General features: G+C 55.2%; 10 protein-coding genes. 4 read left to right on the top strand and 6 right to left on the bottom strand.

The window, feature by feature from the left end; translation table 11 throughout:
- Positions 1 to 1,115 (top strand): energy-dependent translational throttle protein EttA (gene ettA, locus B4U49_RS05685; RefSeq protein ID WP_078083610.1); only part of this gene is annotated, 1,115 nt, incomplete at its 5' end.
- 79 nt (positions 1,116 to 1,194) lie between these two features.
- Here the strand turns inward: ettA and B4U49_RS05680 are convergent.
- Positions 1,195 to 2,991: a glycoside hydrolase family 2 protein gene (locus B4U49_RS05680; RefSeq protein ID WP_204902991.1), complete on the bottom strand. Its 1,797-nt coding sequence runs from the start codon at positions 2,989 to 2,991 to the stop codon at positions 1,195 to 1,197.
- 174 nt (positions 2,992 to 3,165) lie between these two features.
- Positions 3,166 to 5,988: a TonB-dependent receptor gene (locus B4U49_RS05675; protein ID WP_078083608.1), complete on the bottom strand. Its 2,823-nt coding sequence runs from the start codon at positions 5,986 to 5,988 to the stop codon at positions 3,166 to 3,168.
- Positions 5,989 to 6,944: 956 nt separating this feature from the next.
- On the opposite strand from B4U49_RS05675, the gene B4U49_RS05670 reads away from it, so the two are divergent.
- Both B4U49_RS05670 and B4U49_RS05665 read left to right on the top strand, forming a co-directional pair.
- Positions 6,945 to 10,370, top strand: a complete 3,426-nt coding sequence (locus tag B4U49_RS05670) for a LamG-like jellyroll fold domain-containing protein (protein ID WP_078083607.1) — start codon at positions 6,945 to 6,947, stop codon at positions 10,368 to 10,370.
- Positions 10,371 to 10,689: 319 nt separating this feature from the next.
- Positions 10,690 to 12,537 (top strand): ATP-binding protein, encoded by a 1,848-nt coding sequence (locus B4U49_RS05665; RefSeq protein WP_078083606.1) that lies wholly within the window; start codon positions 10,690 to 10,692, stop codon positions 12,535 to 12,537.
- Between the two features lie 86 nt (positions 12,538 to 12,623).
- On the opposite strand, the gene katG is transcribed toward B4U49_RS05665, so the two are convergent.
- The 4 genes from katG to B4U49_RS05645 form a co-directional block, all read right to left on the bottom strand.
- Positions 12,624 to 14,840 (bottom strand): catalase/peroxidase HPI, encoded by a 2,217-nt coding sequence (gene katG / locus B4U49_RS05660; protein ID WP_078083605.1) that lies wholly within the window; start codon positions 14,838 to 14,840, stop codon positions 12,624 to 12,626.
- A gap of 177 nt (positions 14,841 to 15,017) precedes the next feature.
- Positions 15,018 to 16,175, bottom strand: coding sequence for a sialidase family protein (locus B4U49_RS05655; protein ID WP_078083604.1), 1,158 nt, complete (start codon positions 16,173 to 16,175; stop codon positions 15,018 to 15,020).
- An 85-nt stretch (positions 16,176 to 16,260) separates the two neighbouring features.
- The gene (locus B4U49_RS05650; protein ID WP_078083603.1) at positions 16,261 to 16,791 is read right to left on the bottom strand and encodes a DsrE family protein; all 531 of its coding nucleotides are present in this window, start codon (positions 16,789 to 16,791) and stop codon (positions 16,261 to 16,263) included.
- A gap of 55 nt (positions 16,792 to 16,846) precedes the next feature.
- A complete protein-coding gene (locus B4U49_RS05645) occupies positions 16,847 to 18,559 on the bottom strand; it encodes a diguanylate cyclase (RefSeq protein WP_078083602.1) in 1,713 nt (570 codons plus the stop codon).
- 211 nt (positions 18,560 to 18,770) lie between these two features.
- On the opposite strand from B4U49_RS05645, the gene B4U49_RS05640 reads away from it, so the two are divergent.
- Positions 18,771 to 20,650 (top strand): hypothetical protein (locus tag B4U49_RS05640; RefSeq protein ID WP_204902990.1); only part of this gene is annotated, 1,880 nt, incomplete at its 3' end.

Here is a 20,650-nt window from a genome sequence, read left to right as displayed (position 1 = left end):
TGCTGCTGGACGAGCCCACCAACCACCTGGATGCGGAATCCGTATTCTGGCTCGAGCGCTTCCTGCACGACTTCGACGGCACCGTAGTGGCCATTACCCACGACCGCTACTTCCTCGACAATGTCGCCGGCTGGATCCTGGAACTGGACCGCGGCCACGGCATTCCCTGGGAAGGTAACTACACCACCTGGCTGGAGCAGAAAGAGAAGCGCCTGGAGCAGGAGCAGAAAGGCGAGCAGGCGCGCGCTAAAGCCATGCAGAAGGAACTGGAATGGGCGCGCCAGAACCCGAAAGGCCGCCAGTCCAAAAACAAGGCGCGCCTGTCCCGCCTGGAAGAAATGCAGTCCCAGGAATTCCAGTCCCGCAACGAGACCAACGAGATCTACATTCCGCCGGGCGAGCGCCTCGGTGACAATGTGATCGAGCTGAGCCATGTGAGCAAGGCGTTCGGTGACCGCGTGCTGATCGATGATCTGTCGTTCCGTGTACCCAAGGGTGCCATCGTCGGTATCGTCGGCGGTAACGGCGCCGGTAAATCCACCCTGTTCCGTATGATCAATGGCAAGGAACAACCGGATTCCGGCGAGATCAAGATCGGTGAAACCGTGAAGATCGCCAGCGTCGACCAGAGCCGCGAAAACCTGGACGACAACAAGACCGTGTGGGAATGTATTTCCGACGGTCACGACATGCTCAAGATCAACAACTACGAAGTGGGCTCGCGCAACTACATTGGCCGTTTCAACTTCAAGGGCAGCGACCAGCAGAAGCGCGTGGGTGAGCTGTCCGGTGGTGAGCGCGGCCGCCTGCACCTGGCCTACACCTTGAAACAGGGTGCCAACGTGCTGCTGCTGGACGAACCGTCCAACGACCTGGATATCGAAACCCTGCGCGCGCTGGAAGAAGCCCTGCTGAGCTTCCCCGGCTGTGCCATGGTGATCTCGCACGATCGCTGGTTCCTCGACCGTGTGGCGACCCACATTCTCGCCTACGAAGGCGACAGCAATGTGGTGTTCTTCGAAGGCAACTACACCGAGTACCACGAGGACTTCGTGGCGCGTAACGGTGAAAATGCTACGCCGCATCGGATGCAGTACAAGAAGATCAAGACCTGATCTTTATCACTGCAAACAAAAAAGCCCGCAAATTGCGGGCTTTTTTGTACCTATGATCTTGGCATGTCGACTCTCGCCATTAGCGCGCGGTAGCCGCCTCCATTTCATCGTAGTATTTATTCAATACTGCGAAGGCTTTCTTTTTGTTCCCCTTCTCGTCAATGATGCCTTTGCGGTTCCACCCCTCCTGATATTCCGGGTGATTCCGTTTCGGTGAACGGAAGTCCACCAGAATCCAGGGGGCAACACCGCTGAACCCTTCCGGCATACGCTCAAACATGGCGATCTGCTCCTGGTAGTACCACTCCTGGTATTCCTCGCTCCAGCGGGTTTCGCGGTCCGCGTGGAACCCACCTTTCGCACCGGCTCCGGTTTCGCTGATGATTAGAGGCTTGTCGTAATCCACTTCCCACTGTGCAGTGCGGCACATGTCCGGAGTGCCGCCATACCAACCCAGATATTCGTTCACAGAGACGATATCCGTATAAGCGCCCAGAGGATCATTGATGTGGTTGGTCTCCGGGTTGTAGTGCACTTCCAGCGCGGCGGAAACCAGGCGGCTATCATCCAGGGATTTGGCCTTGTCGATCAGCGATTTCATAAACGCGGTGCGCACGGGGCTGACCGGCGTCTCATTGCCAACCGACCAGATGATGATGGATGCCCGGTTACGGTCGCGGGTGATCATTTCCTCCAGCTGAACTTTGGCCTTTTCCAGTACTTCGTCGCTGCTGAAATCGATGGTCCAGTAAACGGGAATTTCTGACCACACCAGGAAGCCCATGGCATCAGCCAGCCGGGTAATTTCTTCGTTGTGCGGGTAGTGCGCCAGGCGCAGCATATTGGCGTTCAGCTCCTTGGCCCAACCCAGTAGTTGCTCCGCATCTTCCTTGCTGTATGCGCGACGCACATCCTGGGGAATCTCTTCATGAATGGTCGCACCGCGCAGGAAGACCCGTTCGCCGTTCAGGTGAATCTCATTACCTACCGTCTCAATCTTACGGAAGCCGATCCGGTCCGAAAGCGTTTCGCCGTTATAGGCAAGTTCCACGTTGTACAGCTTGGGATCTTCTGGTGACCAGAGTTCAAGATCTGCCAGCTCAATGTCAAACTCCAGCCGATCGCCACTTACCGCGTAGTCACGAGTAAAATCTAGCTCCGGGATTTTCACTGTCACACTGCCTTTACCAGCATCCCTGTTAAAGTCGACGCTGCCGGTTACGACAAATCGATCCTGTGCAATGGATTCTGCAATATCCTGTGCGGGATCCAGCTGTACATTGTACTGCTGGATGAATTTGTCCGGAGTGATCAGAACTTTGACATCCCGCGTGATACCGCCGTAATTCCACCAGTCAACATTGACTGTGGGTACTTCCTGGGGATGGCGCTTGTTGTCCACCTTCACCACAAGGAAGTTATCTTCTTTCTTGATCAGCTCTTTGGGAATTTCAAAATTGAACGGTGTAAATCCGCCCTTGTGCATCCCGAGCTTCTTACCATTGAGATACACGTGCGCTTCGTAGTTGACCGCGCCGAAGTAAAGGAAAGCTCGCTCACCTTTTTTCAGGGAGCGCAGATCGAAATCCCGCTGATACCAGACGCTGCCCTCGTAGTAGGTCAGCTCCTTCTTCTGTGAATTCCAGTCACCAGGAACCTGTAGAGAATTGGATGGATGATACCCATGCTCCCTTCGCTCGGAGCGGTGCTTGGTGACAGGGTTATTCCAGTAAGCCTCTGGATCCCCCTCACTTCGCTCGGTAAAGCGGTAGGTGTAAAAACCCGTATCGTAGGGGTCTACGATGTACTGCCAGGTGCCATTCAGTGAAATGGACTCCCGGCTATCCGTATTTATGATCAGGTTTTCTGCTGCCAAAGCAGGAATCGCCAGAAAAGAGGTTACTAAAAAAACTATAAACCTATTAAACATAGCTATCTCGATTTAACGGGAATTCATTTGATCCTGAACCGGGAAGGCTCAGGTTTTTTCGCCAAAAAAGGCAGCCCGAAGGCTGCCTCAAGGGAAGGTTGCGGATGTTAACCGCGGAGATTAGAAAGAGTACCTTGCTCCAAGAGCGAAAGTACGACTGAATATGGAATTATTCAGGTTGTAAACATCTGGCCTGTCACCGTAGTAAGTCCGGAATTCCTCTTCCGTCAAGTTGGTGGCATCAAAAGTCACTACCAAATTATCACTTACGTCGTAACTAGCCTGGAAATCCATGCTTGTTTCTGCCTCACGAGATACCGCCAGCGGGTTCGCGAAAACTCGCGATCCGTTATGGTGTACGAAATCATCTCGCCATACATAGGACAATCGCATATCGAGATCATTTTTATCGTAAGCGAGAACCACACTATAGGATGAATCAGAGACACCAAAAATCGGAGTTTCCTGCATGCCTATGAGGTCACCGGATTCGTCATCATAGATGGGCACATCCTGGCTGGAGTCCAGCAAGGTGTAACTCGCCTGTACACCAAAGCCATCCAGTAATTCAGGCAAGTTGGCAGGGAAGTAGGTCGCACCGATTTCAAGACCTTCAAGTACACCGTTCGAACTATTATCCGGGCGAGTCAGAATGTAGGTTGACGACTCAGCTTCGTTTTCACCCTGGTGAGTTACATAGCTCTTCGAATCATACACAAAGCCTTCAACATTTCTGCGGAACAGCGTTCCGTAGAGTGCGCTGGACTCAGCAAAATACCACTCCAATGCCAGGTCGAAGTTTTGCGATTCGACCGGCTTCAGATCCGGGTTACCACCACTAGCGCTACCATTGGTTCCAGTAACGCTTGGGTAGTAGTAGACCCAAGAATTTAGCTGTGTAAAGGCTGGGCGACGCAATGTCTCCGTATAGGAGAAGCGAGCCTGCAAGTCGTCAGTGATGCTGTAGCGAACCATCAGGCTTGGCAACAGTGCTGTATTACCCGCTGTCGCGGAGGTAGATGGAGAGCCTTCAATACCTACATCGTAGAAAGTCATATCGCGGGAGGTGTCTACGTAACGCAGGCCGAACTGGCCATCGAGAACCCGGCCAGCAAGCTCGGTTTCGAAATTTGCCTGCCCGTAGATAGCCGTCGTATCCTCATCCAGCTCGAAGGTAGTTAACAACTCTTCCGCAGAAAGGCCGTAGAGCGTGCGAAGCTCATCAATATTATCGTGCAGATAGTAGCCATTTGCTGCAGCCCAGGATCCGGGAATATTCGCGCGCCCTTCGTAGAAGTCTTCATTGACACTAATCAGGCCCTCATTCAACTCAGAAGCATTCCGCCCAAGAAATCCCTCCTGGCCACGAGTCGCTTCAGAGGCAAAGCGCCCTTCGTGGCGCAAACCAAAGCTGACTTGGCTGATCGGCCCCCAGGCCACATCAAGCTCACCATCAAGCTCGAATGTGAATGAGTCACCTTCGCGGCTACCACCGTTGTCATACATCTGAGCGACATTCCACAGGGACTCATCTGTCAGATCGCTTTCATCGACATCCGGGGTATTGGGGTCATCATAGAATTCGAGGCTAGGCACGCCGTCTCTATCGTTGAAATCAACCCCAAGGCCGTATGCCACGCGATCAAATCGCATCGCGATGAACTCGTCTTCAAATGTACTGTCTTGATAGGTCAACTCAGAGCTAAGACGGAAGCTATCGCTGATATCCCAGTTACCACCCAGGGCATATACAAAGCTGTCAGTTTTTCCAGTAGACAAGTCACCGCTGGTAAATCCGTAGGGGTGATCCACATCGCGTTTTTTTACGATGTTGGTGCCTGGGTAGAGTTCTACTTCGCCACCCATGGGCAGGTGAGAGCTATCCCCCCACCAGTCGACAAAAGTGAAATTGAGAGAATTGAAAGATTCGTTGCGATACCCGTTGTAAAACGCCTCAAACAGGTACTCGGAAGTGTCATTCGGGGCCCATTGCAGGGAGATATTTGCTGCCGGGCGCTCTCGTTTACCAGAGTAATCAGCGCCGAACACGGCATCACGTCCCAAGAGATATTCATACTCCTCGCCATTCACCGTAAGAGTAGATCCCGCTCCGTAGGGCATACCGGCTTCCTGGCCCGGCTCCCAAATCGGAGCCTCTGCGGCGCGACCGTCGTGAGTCCAGATACGCTCGTAAGGCACCCATCCATCAGGTGCATCGGCAGAAAAGAATGGCACTGCCGCACCGGAGGTCATGGTTTGATCGCGGTAGTTTGTTTCGGCATAAGATACGTTTACCAGCGCACCAAATTTACCGAAATCACCCTCCCAGGAATTGGCAAACAAGCCACTAAAATTCGGATCGGTAGATTCCGCCTGCTCTTGGTAGATACCTCGACCCGCGAGTACAACCTTGCTGCCGTCGAAATCAAACGGACGGTTGGTACGAATATCGATTTGCCCCGCGATACCGCTGGCAATCTGCGTGGCGTTACGAGTCTTGTAAACTTCTACACCGCGCAACAGGCTTGCAGGCACATCTGCCAGCGCCACGGAACGGCCTGATGCGGTAAAGATTTGACGGCCATTAATGGTTGTCGTGACATCATTTAAGCCACGAATAGAAACGGTAGAAACCTCACCCGCACCACGATCGGTCACCTGAACACCGGTAACCCGCTGCAGGGCTTCAACGACATTGTTATCGGGAAACTTACCGATATCTTCGGCAACGATGGAATCTACGATCTGGTAGCTATCGCGTTTGATGTCGATCGCTTTCGTCAAACTAGCCCGAACGCCAGTTACAACCACTTCTTCAAGTGCAGCAGACTCATCAATTTCTGCATCGTACTTGTTGGATTCTTGAGCCAGTGCCGCAGTACTCATACCGCCAATTGCGGTCACCATGGCGATGGACGAACTCAGTAGGTGTCGCTTGAACATTTTATCTCTCCCATCTGGAGTGTTTTTTATTGTGTTGCCGAATTCAGGAGGGTTCGCTCCCCACTCCCGGCTTTTCCGCACCAAACCTCTGCGCGGGTTTACGCCTGTGAACTACTCGTGCAGCGTTTCCAGCCAACGGGTGGCCGACTCCGCTTCACCAGCGAATTACAGACTCACGGGGTCGACTGTGTTCCAGGAACACAACCCCAGTTCGCTTTCGGGCATATAGTGAGAGCCAGATGGGCTGGCTAGACAGGCAAAAGATACGACTGAAGATGCTGGCCCCAAAAGGCTGGCGGGGAAGTCGTCTCTCGCTCATCGCTGGTCCTCGACTCTCTTATTATTCGGTGCTCGTCTCGGCTATACCGGCTCGCACTCGCTTTTATCTGGTGTCTGTAAGCCCCATTTCTGGGCACGCGCCTTGTTGGAATACGAGACAGCGCCAGAGGAACTTCAGTATTTACACCTTATTTGTATTACTTTTGGCCATGCTAGCCCCTTATTTGGTACTCGTCAACGGGGTTTCAGGGCTTTTTATTATACAAAATGACGATTAACTGAAAAAAAAGGGGCGCACCGAGTCACAAAAATTTCTGATTCCCGCCTATGTGGTCAATTCGCCACCAAAAGTCCGCAAGTACTCACACACTGAACTGGCGTCAAATTCTCCATAAGCTGTGTAATAAATCAACAATTCACGAAAGGCAGCCACTCTCCGCGGTCCAACGCGACCCAAAAGGGTGCGCGCCTTCCTCAAATGCACAAACTAATCACACATATTATTGTAATACGATAATCCTGTTGGCAAGATTACGGTAACCCGGAGCTGGAAATGGGGGCGTACTACTGCCCCCTAAAGCAGCATCCTCTTTTGGCACTGCGGTATTTGGGTGCTGGCGGGACGGGTAATAGCGGAGAGAAAACTCCAAATAATAAATACAAAGAGGGATTCACCCATGAAGACCATTCACCGGGTCAGTTACCTGGCCTTAGTGCTGTCCACCATTCTTTCGACCACCGGTTGCCTGGACTCCGGCTCAGACGATGACAACGATAATGGCGGACCGATCGTCACCCCTGAACCACAACCAGAGCCGGAACCAGAGCGCGACAAGGTTCCCGACGCAACCGACCCCACCGCCGACGCCAGTGCAATTGCCTACAACGATATGGCGGTGCACGATCCATCTGTGATCCGCGATGACGACGGGACTTTCTATGTATTTGGCTCCCATCTGGACGCGGCGAAGTCGACCGACCTCATGACCTGGGAACGGGTAGCCGGAGGGGGCGTGAACGATGCCAACCCGCTATTCAACACCTATGCGAGCGAGATTTCGGAAGGCCTGGAATGGGTCGGAGGCCATCAGGGCAGCTGGGCCTCTGACGTCATCAAGCTGAACGATGGCAAGTACTACTTCTATTACAACCACTGCGCCAATCCGGAAAGCGCTGAAGGCCACTGCAATGCGCCCCGCTCTTATCTTGGGGTCGCTGTAGCTGACACCATTGAAGGCCCCTATACCGACCTGGGGATTTTCATGCGCTCCGGAATGACCCCGGAAGAACTGGCCGCGGGGTACGGCCCCGATGGCTTTACCGGTACCGAGTACAATCCCTGGATCCATCCCAACGCCATTGATCCGGACGTCTTCTACGATAAAGAAGGCAAGTTGTGGATGACCTACGGCTCCTACTCCGGCGGTATCTTTATCCTGGAAATGGATGAATCCACCGGCAAGCCGGTTCCTGGCCAGGGCTTTGGCAAGCACCTCACCGGCGGCGATCACAGTGCCATTGAAGGCACCTACATGCTGTATAGCCCCGAGAGTGACTATTACTACCTGTTTATGTCTTTCGGCGGTTTTGTTTCTACCGACGGCTACAACATCCGCATCGCCCGCTCCAAAACCCCCGACGGTCCATTCCTGGACGCGGAGGGTAACGACATGGTCGCTGCCCGCGGCAACTGGGACAGCATCGCGCCCTACGGTGTGAAGATGATGGGCGGCTTCGAGTTCGCTTCCGATGTGGGCGATACCGTAGGCAGTCGCGGCTATCTGGCCCCCGGCCACAATTCGGCCTACTACGACGAGGAAACCGGCAAGCACCTGCTGATCACCCACACCCGCTTCCCCAACCGTGGCGAAGCGCACTCGGTTCGGGTCCACGAGATGTATGTGAACGCTGACGGCTGGCTGGTTGCCTCTCCGCAACGCTTTGCACCGATCGAAGGCGACAACATTGTCGACAGCAATGATCTGAACGGTACTTACAAGTTCATCAACCACGGCAAGGATATCAATCGCACTGCCAAGCCCACCCTGTACGTCACCCTGAATGACGACGGCACCGTGAGCGGCGAGGTGACCGGTAGCTACGTGCACGATGTGGAAAACCCCGCGCTGATCAGCTTCACGCTGGAAATCGACGGCGAAAGCAAGGCCTACCAGGGGGTTACCCAGTGGCAATGGAACGAAGCGTCCAGCAAGCTGGTGCCGGTGTTCACTGCGGTATCCGCTAACGGTGAATCCATCTGGGGCACTGGGATGGATAACCTGAGCGATTCGGATGCACTGGCCAATATCAGCGATGCGCTCACACTGCCCAGCAACTCCACTGACAGCAGCCTGGAGCTCCCCACCCGTGGAACCCGCGCGGCTACCATCTCCTGGAGCAGCAGCGATGAGAAGCTCATTAAGGCCTCGGGGGAGATTAGCCGTCCGAACGTGGGCGAAGGTGATCAGACGGTCGCAGTCACTGCTGACATCGAGTTGAACGGTGTCACCAGCAGCAGAACGTTTGATATCACCATCCCCGAGCGCCAGCCGTACAACCGTACCGCCTGGTTCCCGTTTGAAAATGACCTCACCGAATCAGCCGGACGCTTTGATCCAGCCACCGCTACCGGCGACCGGATTTTCAATACCGGTACCGTGGCCTTTGGTACAGGTCAGGAAGGTCAGGCGTTGCAACTTGACGGCACCAACGGTGTCCTGCTGCCAGACGGACTGATCAATAACTATGAGTACACGGTTTCCTTCTGGGCCAACCCCACTGTTGTAACTGGATTCACTACCGCCTTCTTTGGAGCGGTTGAAGCCCAAGACGAAAACGGCAACCCCAACTCCAGTAACTGGATCAGCTTCCTGCCCCAGAGCTGGGATGGAAACACCATGCTGTGGAGTGGCAGTGAAGCCTGGTTCGACGGTTCCGCCGGTGAACGTATTCCGGAAGCCGCCTGGACCCACATGGCATTCTCCGTCAAAAAGGGTCTGGTTAGCGTGTACCTGAACGGCGAACAGAAGTTCTCTGCGGGGAATCTCAGTGACTTCTTCTCCGACAATACCGGCAAGTTCGCCCTGGGCGTCAATTACTGGGATGTGCCGTTCAATGGCATGATCGACGAGCTGAAAGTCTACGAAGCCGCGCTGACCGCTGAGGAAGTGCAGTTCCTGGATATCGACAAGAAAACCGACGCTGAGCTTCTTGCCTCTGCCGCTGCACTACTCGACCTCGGAGACCTGTCTGCGGTCGCGGAGAACCTGGGGTTACCCCGCACCGGACCCTACGCCGCTGCAATCAGCTGGAGCTCATCCAATTCCGCCGTCATCGAGGTGGCTGGAGACACCGCAGTAGTCACCCGCCCGGAGGGCGCTGATGCAGAGGTAACCCTGACCGCAACCCTGAGTCTGAACGGTGCCCAGGAGGTGAAAACCTTTAATGTCACGGTGAAATCCACCGGACTGCCTGAGCCCGTCGCCCACTTCGGCTTCGAGCAAACCCTGGATGACTCCACTGGTAATTTTGCTGCCGGCTCGGTGGTCGGTGCATTGATCAATGAAGCGGGCGGAACCATCAGTTACGCGGATGGCGTTATCGGCCAGGCCGCCGTATTTGATGGCGCTTCCGGGGTAGTCCTACCGGATAGCCTGATCGAAGACCACAATTACAGCTTCAGCCTGTGGCTGAGCCCTTCCGCACTGAGTGCCTACACCACCAGTTTCTTCGGCTGGGCTACGGATAGCAGCTGGATCAGCCTGCTTCCCAACGGTTTCGGTGACGACACCATGCTGTGGTCAGGCACTGCCTGGTATGACGCCAACACCGGCATCCAGATTCCACAGGATACCTGGAGCCAACTGGCCGTAACTGTGAATGGCGGTGAAGTAAGCGTATTCATCAATGGCGAGCAAGCCTTTACTGGCAGCAACTTCCCGGATGTATTCGGGCCAGCAGCGGAGCGTCATTTTGCCCTCGGCGTGAACTACTGGGATACCCCCTACGCCGGCATGATGGACGAGCTGAAAGTTTACGCAGATGCCGTTCCTGCCGCGGATATGCAGAAGCTGTACGAAGCGGAGCTGCTCGCTCAAGAATGATCAATTAACCCTGAAAACAGCTATTAGCTAAATAAAAAGGGCGGCCATTGGCTGCCCTTTTTATTTGCTCCAGTATTTCGAAAAGTCCAAAACCGTATCTGGCGCAAAATCACGCATACAATTTACAGTCAATCAATAATTAGGAACCCCGTCTACTCCGATCGCTAGCCCTAGGATATGTGCCGTTTGTTTACCGCCTCACGGGTAGATACTCATTGAGTCCCCAGCCCGCGAAAATGCACCGCATACGCACAAATATTGCCCAAATCTTCAGCATTGAGTAGGGTGATACTCTTCCGATAGTCATAAAGACCGCGCCATGAACCACCCAACCGGCACGCAGTTTCCACTCAAGCGCTACTTGATCCCGAGTAGCCTGGTTGTGCTTACATTGATGGGTATCACTGAATGGCTGCTGGCAACGCAGTTGCCGCAGGACGCGGAGGTATTTGCGTCACCGGCCAGAATGATACTCGCGACCGTATTATTGGGGGCGGCCTGCTACCTCCTTTACCGCAGGCACCAGCGACTCACCAACCGGTTGGCCTCTCTGCTGGTGCACCGGGAGGAGCTCAACAAGCAGTACCAACAGGAGCTGCGCGAGCGGGCAGCGACCGAGCAGGCCCTGTCCGACCAGCTGCAGTTCCTGCAGATTCTGGTGGACGCCATTCCCGCACCGATCTTCTACAAGAATGCCGAGGGCATTTACACCGGCTGCAATCGCGCCTTCGAGGCCTTTCTGGGTAAACCGCGGGAAGAAATCGTCGGCCGATCGGTGTACGGGGTCTCCCCCGGCCCCCAGGCGCAGGTTTACCATGAGAAAGATATCGAGCTGATGCGCCAGCGGGGCCAACAGGTATACGAATCACAGGTGGTTTATGCGGATGGTTCTCTGCACGATGTCATTTTCAACAAGGCCGCCTATGAACTGGAGGATGGACGCCTCGGCGGGCTGATAGGCGTAATTCTGGATATCACTGAACGCAAGACACTGGAGCGGGAACTGATTCAGGAGAGGGATAAAGCGGAGTTTTTCAGTCGCTCCAAAACCCAGTTCCTGACCAGTATGAGTCATGAGATCCGCACACCGCTCAATGCGATTGTCGGCTTCAGCCAGGTGCTGCTAAATCGCGGCCAGGATTACGCGCTGCCGGAGGACTTCCAGCAGTTCCTGGAGAAAATCGCCATCAGTGGCCGCTGCCTGGCGGAACTGGTGAACGACGTGCTGGATATTTCCCGTATCGAGGCCGGCAAGATAGAAGCAGCGGATGAAGACTTCAATCTGCAGAGCCTGATCAAATGCATCCTCGTTTCCTGTGAACCTCAGGCCATTCGCAAGGGGCTGCGTTTTCACAGCGATATCGATCCTGCCCTACCCCGGTATATTCGCATGGACCGGGGCAAGCTTTCACAGATTCTGATCAACCTGCTCAGCAATGCGATCAAGTTCTCCCCTGAAAGCTCCATCATCGACCTGAACCTGAAACACCAGCAGGACGACAAGCTGTTGTTCGAGGTGGTAGATCGCGGTATCGGCATTTCTCCCGAACAGCAATCGCGCATCTTTGAGCCATTTGAACAGGTGGATAAATCTGCAGAGGGACAATCCCGGGGAACTGGACTGGGATTGCCGATCACCCGCAGCCTGGTGGAGCTCCTCGGAGGTGAAATTACACTGGAAAGTGCAGAGGGCGCCGGCGCCCGCTTCCAGGTAGTGCTGCCACTAAGAGAAGGTCATTCGGATGAAAAGCTTTCCGCGGAGGATTGCGAGTCTATTGAACTCCTGCGAGGGAAAAGAGTACTGATCTTCGAAGACAACCCGGTCAACCAGACATTGATGCAAGCATTCTGTGATGATCTGTCAATTACAGCCACCTTCGTCGCTGACGGCCTCAGAGGCGTTGATACCGCGCGGGCGTCACGTCCGGATATGATTTTCATGGACATACAGCTGCCCGGCCTCAATGGTATCGAGGCTACCGAGAAAATTCGCCAATCCCGGGAGATTTTCGACACCCCGATTATCGGCCTTTCGGCGGCGGCTTTCAGCGAGCAGAGAAACGCCGCACTGCGCGCGGGAATGAACGACTACCTTACAAAACCGGTCGCTTTCCCCCAGCTGGTCTCGACCATGAAGAAGCACCTCCGGCAGCAAGCTTCAGCATAAGTTAAAAATGAAAAAGGGCAGCCATTTGGCTGCCCTTTTCATTACCACGATCCTGCTGTGGTTTTATCCATCCTGTGAAAGTTGGATTACTTCAGGTCAAAGCGGTCCAGGGTCATCACCTTGGTCCAGGCATCGACAAAGTCATTCACGAACTTCTCGTCATTGTCGTTGGTGGCATACAGCTCGGACAGCGCGCGCAGTTCGGAGTTAGAACCGAAGATCAGGTCTACCGGGGTGGCAGTCCACTTCACTTCACCGGTCTCGCGATCCTTACCTTCGTACAGACCATCTTCCTTGAAGGACTTGGACCACTTGGTGTCCATATCCAGCAAATTAACGAAGAAGTCGTTGCTAAGGGTGCCCGGCTTGTCGGTGAACACACCGTGCTTGGAGTCGTCGTAGTTCGCACTCAGGGTACGCATACCGCCGACCAGTACCGTCATTTCCGGTACGCTCAGGTCCAGCAGGTTGGCGCTGTCGATCAGCATATCAACCGGCATCAGGTGCGCATCGCTGCTGTAGTAGTTGCGGAAACCGTCGGCCTTGCGCTCCAGGAAGGAGAAGGACTGAACGTCGGTCATTTCCTGGGTGGCATCGTTACGACCGGGAGTAAACGGAACGGTGACTTCGTAGCCGGCTTGCTTCGCCGCCTGCTCAATTGCCGCAGCACCGCCAAGAACAATCATGTCCGCCATGGACACTTTTTTATCGCCCCACGCCTTGTCGTTGAACTCCTTCTGGATTTTCTCCAGCTGGCTCACAACCTTGTCCAGTTCCTGCGGATTATTCACAGCCCAGTCTTTCTGCGGCGCGAGACGCACGCGAGCACCGTTGGCACCACCGCGCATATCGGTAATGCGGAAGGAGGAAGCCGAAGCCCAGGCAGTACGTACCAGTTCTGGCACAGTCAGGCCGCTTTCCAGCACCTGATCCTTCAGTTTCTTCACGTCGCGATCACTGATCAGCTTGTAATCCACTGCGGGAATCGGATCCTGCCAGCTCAGTACCTCGGCCGGAACTTCTTCACCCAGGTAGCGGGCGCGCGGACCCAGGTCGCGGTGAGTCAGTTTGAACCAGGCCTTGGAGAAGGCTTTCTGGAATTCCTCCGGGTTCTTGTGGAAGCGCTCGGCGATTGCCTTGTACTTCGGATCGAAGCGCATGGACAGGTCGGTGGTGAACATCATCGGCGCGTGACGTTTGCCTTCAACGTGCGCGTCCGGAACAAACTTCACCTGCTCCGCGTTCTCAGGTTCCCACTGGGTGTGGCCGGCCGGGCTCTTGGTTTTTACCCATTCGAAACCGAACAGGTTGTCCAGGAACTGGGAGCTCCATGCGATAGGGTTCGCGGACCAGGCCCCTTCCAGACCGGAGGTAATGGTGTCTTCGGAGTGGCCTTTGCCACACTTGTTTTCCCAGCCGAAGCCCTGCTGTTCGATCGGAGCACCGCCGGGTGCTGCACCAACACATTCTTGCGGCTTGTGCGCACCGTGGGCTTTACCGAAGGTGTGACCACCGGCAATCAGCGCGACGGTTTCTTCGTCGCTCATGGCCATGCGGCCGAAGGTGTCACGGATACGGTGACCGGCAGCAACCGGATCCGGGTTGCCGTTGGGGCCTTCCGGGTTTACGTAGATCAGACCCATGTGATCAGCGGCCAGGGGTTTTTCCAGTTTCTTGCCGTCGAAGCGCTTGTCGTTGCCGACCCACTCGCGCTCGGAACCCCAGTAAACCACGTCGGCTTCCCAATCGTCTTCACGGCCACCGGCGAAACCGAAGGTTTCAAAGCCCATGGATTCCAGGGAGACGTTACCGGCCAGTACCATCAGGTCTGCCCACGAAATGCTGTTGCCGTACTTCTGTTTCACCGGCCACAGCAGACGGCGGGCTTTATCCAGGCTCACGTTGTCCGGCCAGCTATTCAGCGGCTCGAAACGCTGCTGACCGCCACCGGCGCCACCGCGACCGTCATAGACACGGTAGGTACCGGCACTGTGCCAGGCCATACGGATAAAGAAGGGACCGTAGTGACCGTAGTCAGCCGGCCACCAGTCCTGATCGGTGGTCAGGACTTTTTCGATGTCTTTTTTGATCGCGTCCAGGTCCAGCTTGCTGAAAGCTTCGGCGTAATCGAAGTCTGCGCCCATCGGGTTGGACTTTTCCGCGTTCATACGCAGCGGTTGCAGGTCGATACGGTTCGGCCACCAGTCCTGGTTGGACATGGGTTCATTTGCCGGAGCGGCATTGACGTTGACGGAGATGGCCGTTGCCATGGCAACCGCCAGGGAGAGGGATTTCTTGAGCATTGGATTGCGTTCCTTATAGTCTCATCAATCGGACGAGACAATCCTATAGGGTCACGCAATCGCCTTGAAATTAGACGTTATTATCGTCCTTATTAATATCCACAATCTGATAGAGACCATTAATAGCCGGATAATATTAGCCTGATAGAGCACCGCAATTCATCGAGCAAAAATCCATCAATCTGAGCTAAGACTGGCCAGAGGAATTCGTGTAACGACAATATCTTCTTTGTTTTCCCCGTAAGCCACATACAGGTGGTCTTTCCACACATAGGACTTGGGGTAACTGAAACCCTTTCTTTTATACAAGCCGGTGTAACGCGGGCCTTCGAGCTTGTCGCCACCGGCGCGGAGAAGATAGGCGCGGTCGAAGAGGGCGCCGTCATCACTCAGGGTGATGGTCAGAGGTTCGCGCGTTTTTGAGCCGCTGGGGTTATTGACAATATACGCGGTGCCATTCGGTAAATTACCCGCACTCTGTTTGGCCCGAGAGTCCGGCATATTGGTCTTAAATGCCTGGGACCAGCTCGATCCACAGTCCTTACTCTCTGCTGCCAGTACCCGGAAACTGCTCTGCTGATCCCGGAAAACCATCACCAGGGAACCGTCCTTACGGCGGAAATTACTCGGCTCCAGTTCCCGGCTGACATGCTTTTTGACCGATGAATTTTCAAACTTGCCCAGTTTCCAGCCGTGTAATCCCGACAGGTCTTCGGTAAAGATGGGAGTTACCCGCAAACCGGGCTGACGGTGCAGAGCGGTTACCAGCCTGCCGCAGTAAGTATGAAAATCCTGTTCGATCACACCGTCCAGAGGCTCACCGGAGGCAAACTGCGGTCGCACCGGTCCACTCCAACCCTCCCCGTTGTGGCTGGTGAATACTTCCGGATAACCGCTCCGGGGCGACAGCGCGTTTGGCCAAACGTTGATGAAGGCATACAGGTCATCGCCCGCCGCCCACCAGCCACCGCTGGTTACTACCGCGTCCTCCCGTGCCGGCGCGAGTACCACGGGCGCGCTCCACTGGAGGCCATCACGACTGGAGGCATAGAGCACACGGGTATCCGCGGCGTCTTCATCCCGTGTCGAACTCTGCCACTGCGCGTAAAGAGTTCCGTTGTACGCAAACAGCACGGCGCCGTGGTTGTACTGGCTCTTTCCCGGTTCAGCCTGAAATACGGTCGCAGTCTCTACCCCCTGTGGCACAGCGAGCCCCAGGTTTTGCGGTTGGGAAATATCGAACAACTCTGGAGCCACTTCGAAGGGCTGTGCAACGGTGCTGAAAGAACAAGAGAAACAGAGACTGGCCCCCAGGGCACTCAAAAACTTCTTCATGAAAATGGAAACCAGGATAATCAGCTATAGCAACACGTAACACTCAAAGAATAAAAGTCGCTGAGAAAAGTCGTCACACTTAACTTTAGAACGGGTTCAGCGTGTAGCCTTGCTGCTGTAACAGCGCATGGGCCGTCATAGCCGAAAGCGACATTTCAATATCCGGCAGCAGCTGGGCGCTGTCGATACCGTGATAGGCGGCGGACTGGCCACATAGAATCACGCGCACGCCGTGTTTGTGCAGCTCTGCCAGTAACGGCGCGTTGGCATTGTCGCTGCCAAATTTTTCCTTGTAGACCTTGTTTTCAAGCAAATCAAAACCAGCCTTGCCATGCACGACCAGCGCAAGTTCGACCTGCTTTGGGGATACACCTGCGCGAGCCTGCATATTCAGAAAACGGGCCAGGCTCTCGAAGCGACGATTCGCTTTATCCTTTTCACCCTGCTCGGCGACGTCAAATGCTATTTTAAACTGCTCCTTTCCGGACAGAGGACTGCTCTGCTCGACGTCAGCCACACCGCCATAGTTTTTGATGACGGGGCCCTTGGAAAACTCCGCTGCAGAAGCAAGCGCTGAAAACAGAGAGACAATAATAAATGCGACTGTAATTTTCATACTTTGGCTATCACCGGTTCACAGGCCATCCACCGGATGGCCTCGGGACTATAGACTAACCTGCTGATTCGACAGCGGGTACGGAAACAACGGGGTCAGGGCTGTTGGACGCGAGCTCCAGCCGGTTGCGGCCGGCCTGTTTCGCCCGATAAAGCGCAGCGTCTGCCGCCTCAAACAGTTGAATCGCCGAAGCGTAATTGCCGTTCTGGAAAGTTGCGACACCGATACTCACCGTCAGCGGCATTTTTTCCAGTTCCATTTCCGCCACCAACTTGACCAGACGCTCCGCCACAATGACCGCCTGTCCCGGCGTTGTCCGCGGCAGCAGTATGGCGAACTCTTCTCCCCCGTAACGACAGGCCAGTACCGGTTTGCGCACCTGCTTTTTCAGCAGCTGACCCACCGCATACAAAGCGGCATCACCGCGTGCATGCCCAAGCCTGTCATTGATCGCCTTGAAGTGATCCAGGTCGAGGATCACCAGGGCAAGCGGCGTGTTGTTGCGCTCGGCGAGCGCAAACTCCCGCGGCAACTGTTCGTCAAAGTAGCGACGATTGAACAGGCCAGTCAATTGATCGGTAATACCATGCCGCTGGATCTCCCCAACCCGCGCGCCCAATGCCAGGGACAACAGAACCATTTCCACCAGCGCCCCCACCTGAAATGCATTGTGGGTAAAGCTGTTGTGGGGAACCAGGCCAAAGGTTTTCAGCATGTAGATCACCACGCTGATCAACAGCGCGCCCCAACCTACCAGGAAATAGCGGGCGGGTACCGATCCCCGCAGCAGACTGATCACCCCCATCACCATAAACAGGATGGACAACACCAGGGTCAGAATTGCCAGAGTCAAGATCATCGGGCCGTAACTGACAAAGGGCGAAATGGCGGTCAACGGAAACAACAGGTAAAGCAACCAGCGTGCAATCTTGTCGGTGCGCGGCGCCAGTTGCGGGCCGGAGCAGACGGTACGGACAAACTGGATGCCGAAAATCAGGGTAAAGCCGAGCAACATCACCAGGCTCTGGTTGGCCAGCCACGGATTTCCAGGCCACAGATACTGGAATGAAACCCCATTGTGCACGCCAAAGTAGAGTCCATAGCTGACGGCGTATCCCATGTAGTAGGCGTAGGCCCGATCGCGCACTGCCATAAACAGGAACAGGTTGTAAATCACCAGAACCAGGAAGCCACCGTAATAGATTCCCAGCAGTATCTGTTCTTTCCCCAATTGCGGTAGAAAAGCGGTCTTGCTGCTGACGCTGAGACCGATATTCATCGAGCCAGCGGTCTGGTAGCGCAGGTAGTAGGTTTGTGTCGAATTGGCCGGCAGGGTGATGGGAAAGACGAAGTCGCGCAGGCTCAAGGGGCGGGTGTGAAACGGCCGGCGGTCGCCGGTTGCGATGTGCGACCAGCCGCCAGCGGGCTGCGGCTGCCAGAAATCCAGCTGGTCTATTAACGGGTAATCCTGGCGGATAATCAGCCCCAGCGGACTCGCTGTAGGATTCTGCAGGGTAACCGCCACCCAGTAGGTTGCACTGCTGAAACCAAAGTTGGCCCCCCCGTTCTCGCTCGCCAGCCATCGCCGCCGTGACTCTTCGGCAATAACATCTTCCAGCCCGAGGCTACCCTGCTCATCGACCAGGATGCGCAGGTAAGGCGTAAGGCTTTGCGGCCGCTGCTCTTGCGCAACGACAAACGGCTGGGCCGAGGCACTCAGAGACAGGCAAATCAGCACCAGCGCCCAAATCCACCTTGCGAACTGCATCGCCGTCGCTTCCCCATGTTTATTTTTCTGATATCTGACGCGAAATCTTACCACAACCACAGGGAAAGCCCGGCCAGGTCAGAACTCCGGCCTAAACTGGATCAGTCTGGATGACCGCCCATTAGCGGTCATATTTTATGCACCAGGATTCGATGCTGGGGCCAGGACGGCACTAGATCAAAAAACACACAGCGGAAGTTGGAAACAGGGAATGGATTTTACGCAACAGGCATACGGGAAGCGTGCAAAACGGGTCTCGTTACCGTTACTGATTCTGCTCTTGGCCACCATCAATCTTCCAAGCCGGGTATACGCCGATTGCCAACCCGCACGTCCTTCGTCTGGAGATACCGTAACCTGCTCAGGCAGCGACCCGGGATTTACAGCCAGAAACCTCAGCGACCTCACTATCGACATTCTTCCCGGTGCCAGCCTGAACGGCCCGATCAATGCGGCCGATATCGATACCCTGACCATCAATAACGAAGGCATTTTGCAGAGTGTCAGCCTGCTCAATATTGGGCTGCTGAATTTTGACAATGCCGGAGCCATTAACCAGGGGTTGGAAATGTCCGGCGATGGCGATCACAACGTGATCAACCGGGCCAACGGCAGCATCAACCAGTTTTTCACCTTCAGCGGCGGCGGCGATAACTCTGTCGTGAACGAAGGCACCCTGAACCAGGGCATCAAGGCTGCCGGCAATGGTTCAATGCAGATCCTCAATGAGGCACCGGCGACCATCAACTCGGGCATTCAGGTTACCGGCACCACAGATACCCTGGTCGACAACTACGGAACGATTCAGGGCAGTCCGTTTTCACTGGATGCGGGCAATGACGAGGTCATCAACCGGACGGGTGCCCGAATCAACACCCAGGTAGACCAGGGGGCAGGTACCGATACCTTTCTGATGGAGGGCGGCTTCGTCAATTCCATGCAGCAGGGCGAAGGAAACGATCAGGCCACGGTCCTCGATGGTGAATTACCGACTTATATGGCCGGTTCAGGTGATGACCAACTCACCTGGAGCGGCGGACAAATCCGCAATCTGGATATGCAGGATGGCGATGATTACGCCCGCCTGATCGGCCTGACGGACGCCAACCTGATGGGGTATCCGATCAACGGCGGGCTGGGATCTGATCAGCTCGACTGGGAAAACACCATCGGCGGCCGCCCCGACCGACTGACCAACTGGGAACAGATCAGGCTACTAAGCGGATCGGAACTGACCATGAATGGCAACCTGATCCTTGGCGATAGCGGCTCCGGAACCGGTAGTCTTTCCATCGACCGCAGCGCCACACTGTTCGCTAACCAGGGATCGCACAACATCCAACCAGCGATCGCCGGAAACTCCGCCCGTCTGCGCAACGCCGGCCTGATCGATATGACCGGCAATGCCAGCCCCAACGATATCCTGTCGCTCACCGGTAATTACATCGGCCAGAATGGACGCATGGCGCTGGATACATTTCTGGGCACCGATGGCTCTCCCTCCGATTACCTGCGTACTACCGGTAACGAGCGGGGGACCACCACCCTGTTTATCAACAATACAAGCGGCCCCGGAGCCCTGACTTCAGGGGATGGTATCCTGGTCAATCAGGTCATTAATGGCAGCAGCACACCCAGGGCCTTTTCTCTGGGCAATATCGTCGCCGCCGGACCCTACGAGTATTTCCTGTTTCGTGGGGGCGCCAGTGCCGATACCGAAGATAACTGGTATCTCAGATCTAACCTGAGCAGTGGCTCCAGCAGTTCCTCCAGCTCGTCAAGTTCCGGCGGTAGCACGTCCAGTAGTTCCTCTAGCTCGTCGAGCTCCGGCGGCGGAACATCCAGTGGTTCATCCAGCTCCGGAGGTAACGACAGTAGCTCGAGCAGTTCCTCTAGCTCCGGCGGTAGCACCTCTAGCAGCTCGTCTGGATCCGGCGACAGTAGCTCAAGCAGCTCCTCCAGTTCCGGCGGCAGTGGCTCAAGCAGCTCTTCCAGTAGCTCCTCCAGCTCTGGCGGCAGCTCATCCAGCAGCTCATCCGGTTCCGGTGGCGGCACTTCCAGCAGCTCATCCAGTTCTTCTAGCTCCGGAGG

This window comes from Microbulbifer mangrovi, assembly GCF_002009015.1.
GTDB lineage: Bacteria > Pseudomonadota > Gammaproteobacteria > Pseudomonadales > Cellvibrionaceae > Microbulbifer > Microbulbifer mangrovi.
This window is presented reverse-complemented; position numbering and strand designations above follow the sequence as displayed.

What these genes read in the sequence shown, in the direction of transcription:
- B4U49_RS05665 (WP_078083606.1), top strand. Translation starts at nt 10,690, where the DNA reads ATGAACCACCCAACCGGCACGCAGTTTCCACTCAAGCGCTACTTGATC.
- B4U49_RS05645 (WP_078083602.1), bottom strand. Translation starts at nt 18,559, where the DNA reads ATGCAGTTCGCAAGGTGGATTTGGGCGCTGGTGCTGATTTGCCTGTCT.
- B4U49_RS05655 (WP_078083604.1), bottom strand. Translation starts at nt 16,175, where the DNA reads ATGAAGAAGTTTTTGAGTGCCCTGGGGGCCAGTCTCTGTTTCTCTTGT.
- B4U49_RS05675 (WP_078083608.1), bottom strand. Translation starts at nt 5,988, where the DNA reads ATGTTCAAGCGACACCTACTGAGTTCGTCCATCGCCATGGTGACCGCA.
- B4U49_RS05650 (WP_078083603.1), bottom strand. Translation starts at nt 16,791, where the DNA reads ATGAAAATTACAGTCGCATTTATTATTGTCTCTCTGTTTTCAGCGCTT.
- katG (WP_078083605.1), bottom strand. Translation starts at nt 14,840, where the DNA reads ATGCTCAAGAAATCCCTCTCCCTGGCGGTTGCCATGGCAACGGCCATC.
- B4U49_RS05670 (WP_078083607.1), top strand. Translation starts at nt 6,945, where the DNA reads ATGAAGACCATTCACCGGGTCAGTTACCTGGCCTTAGTGCTGTCCACC.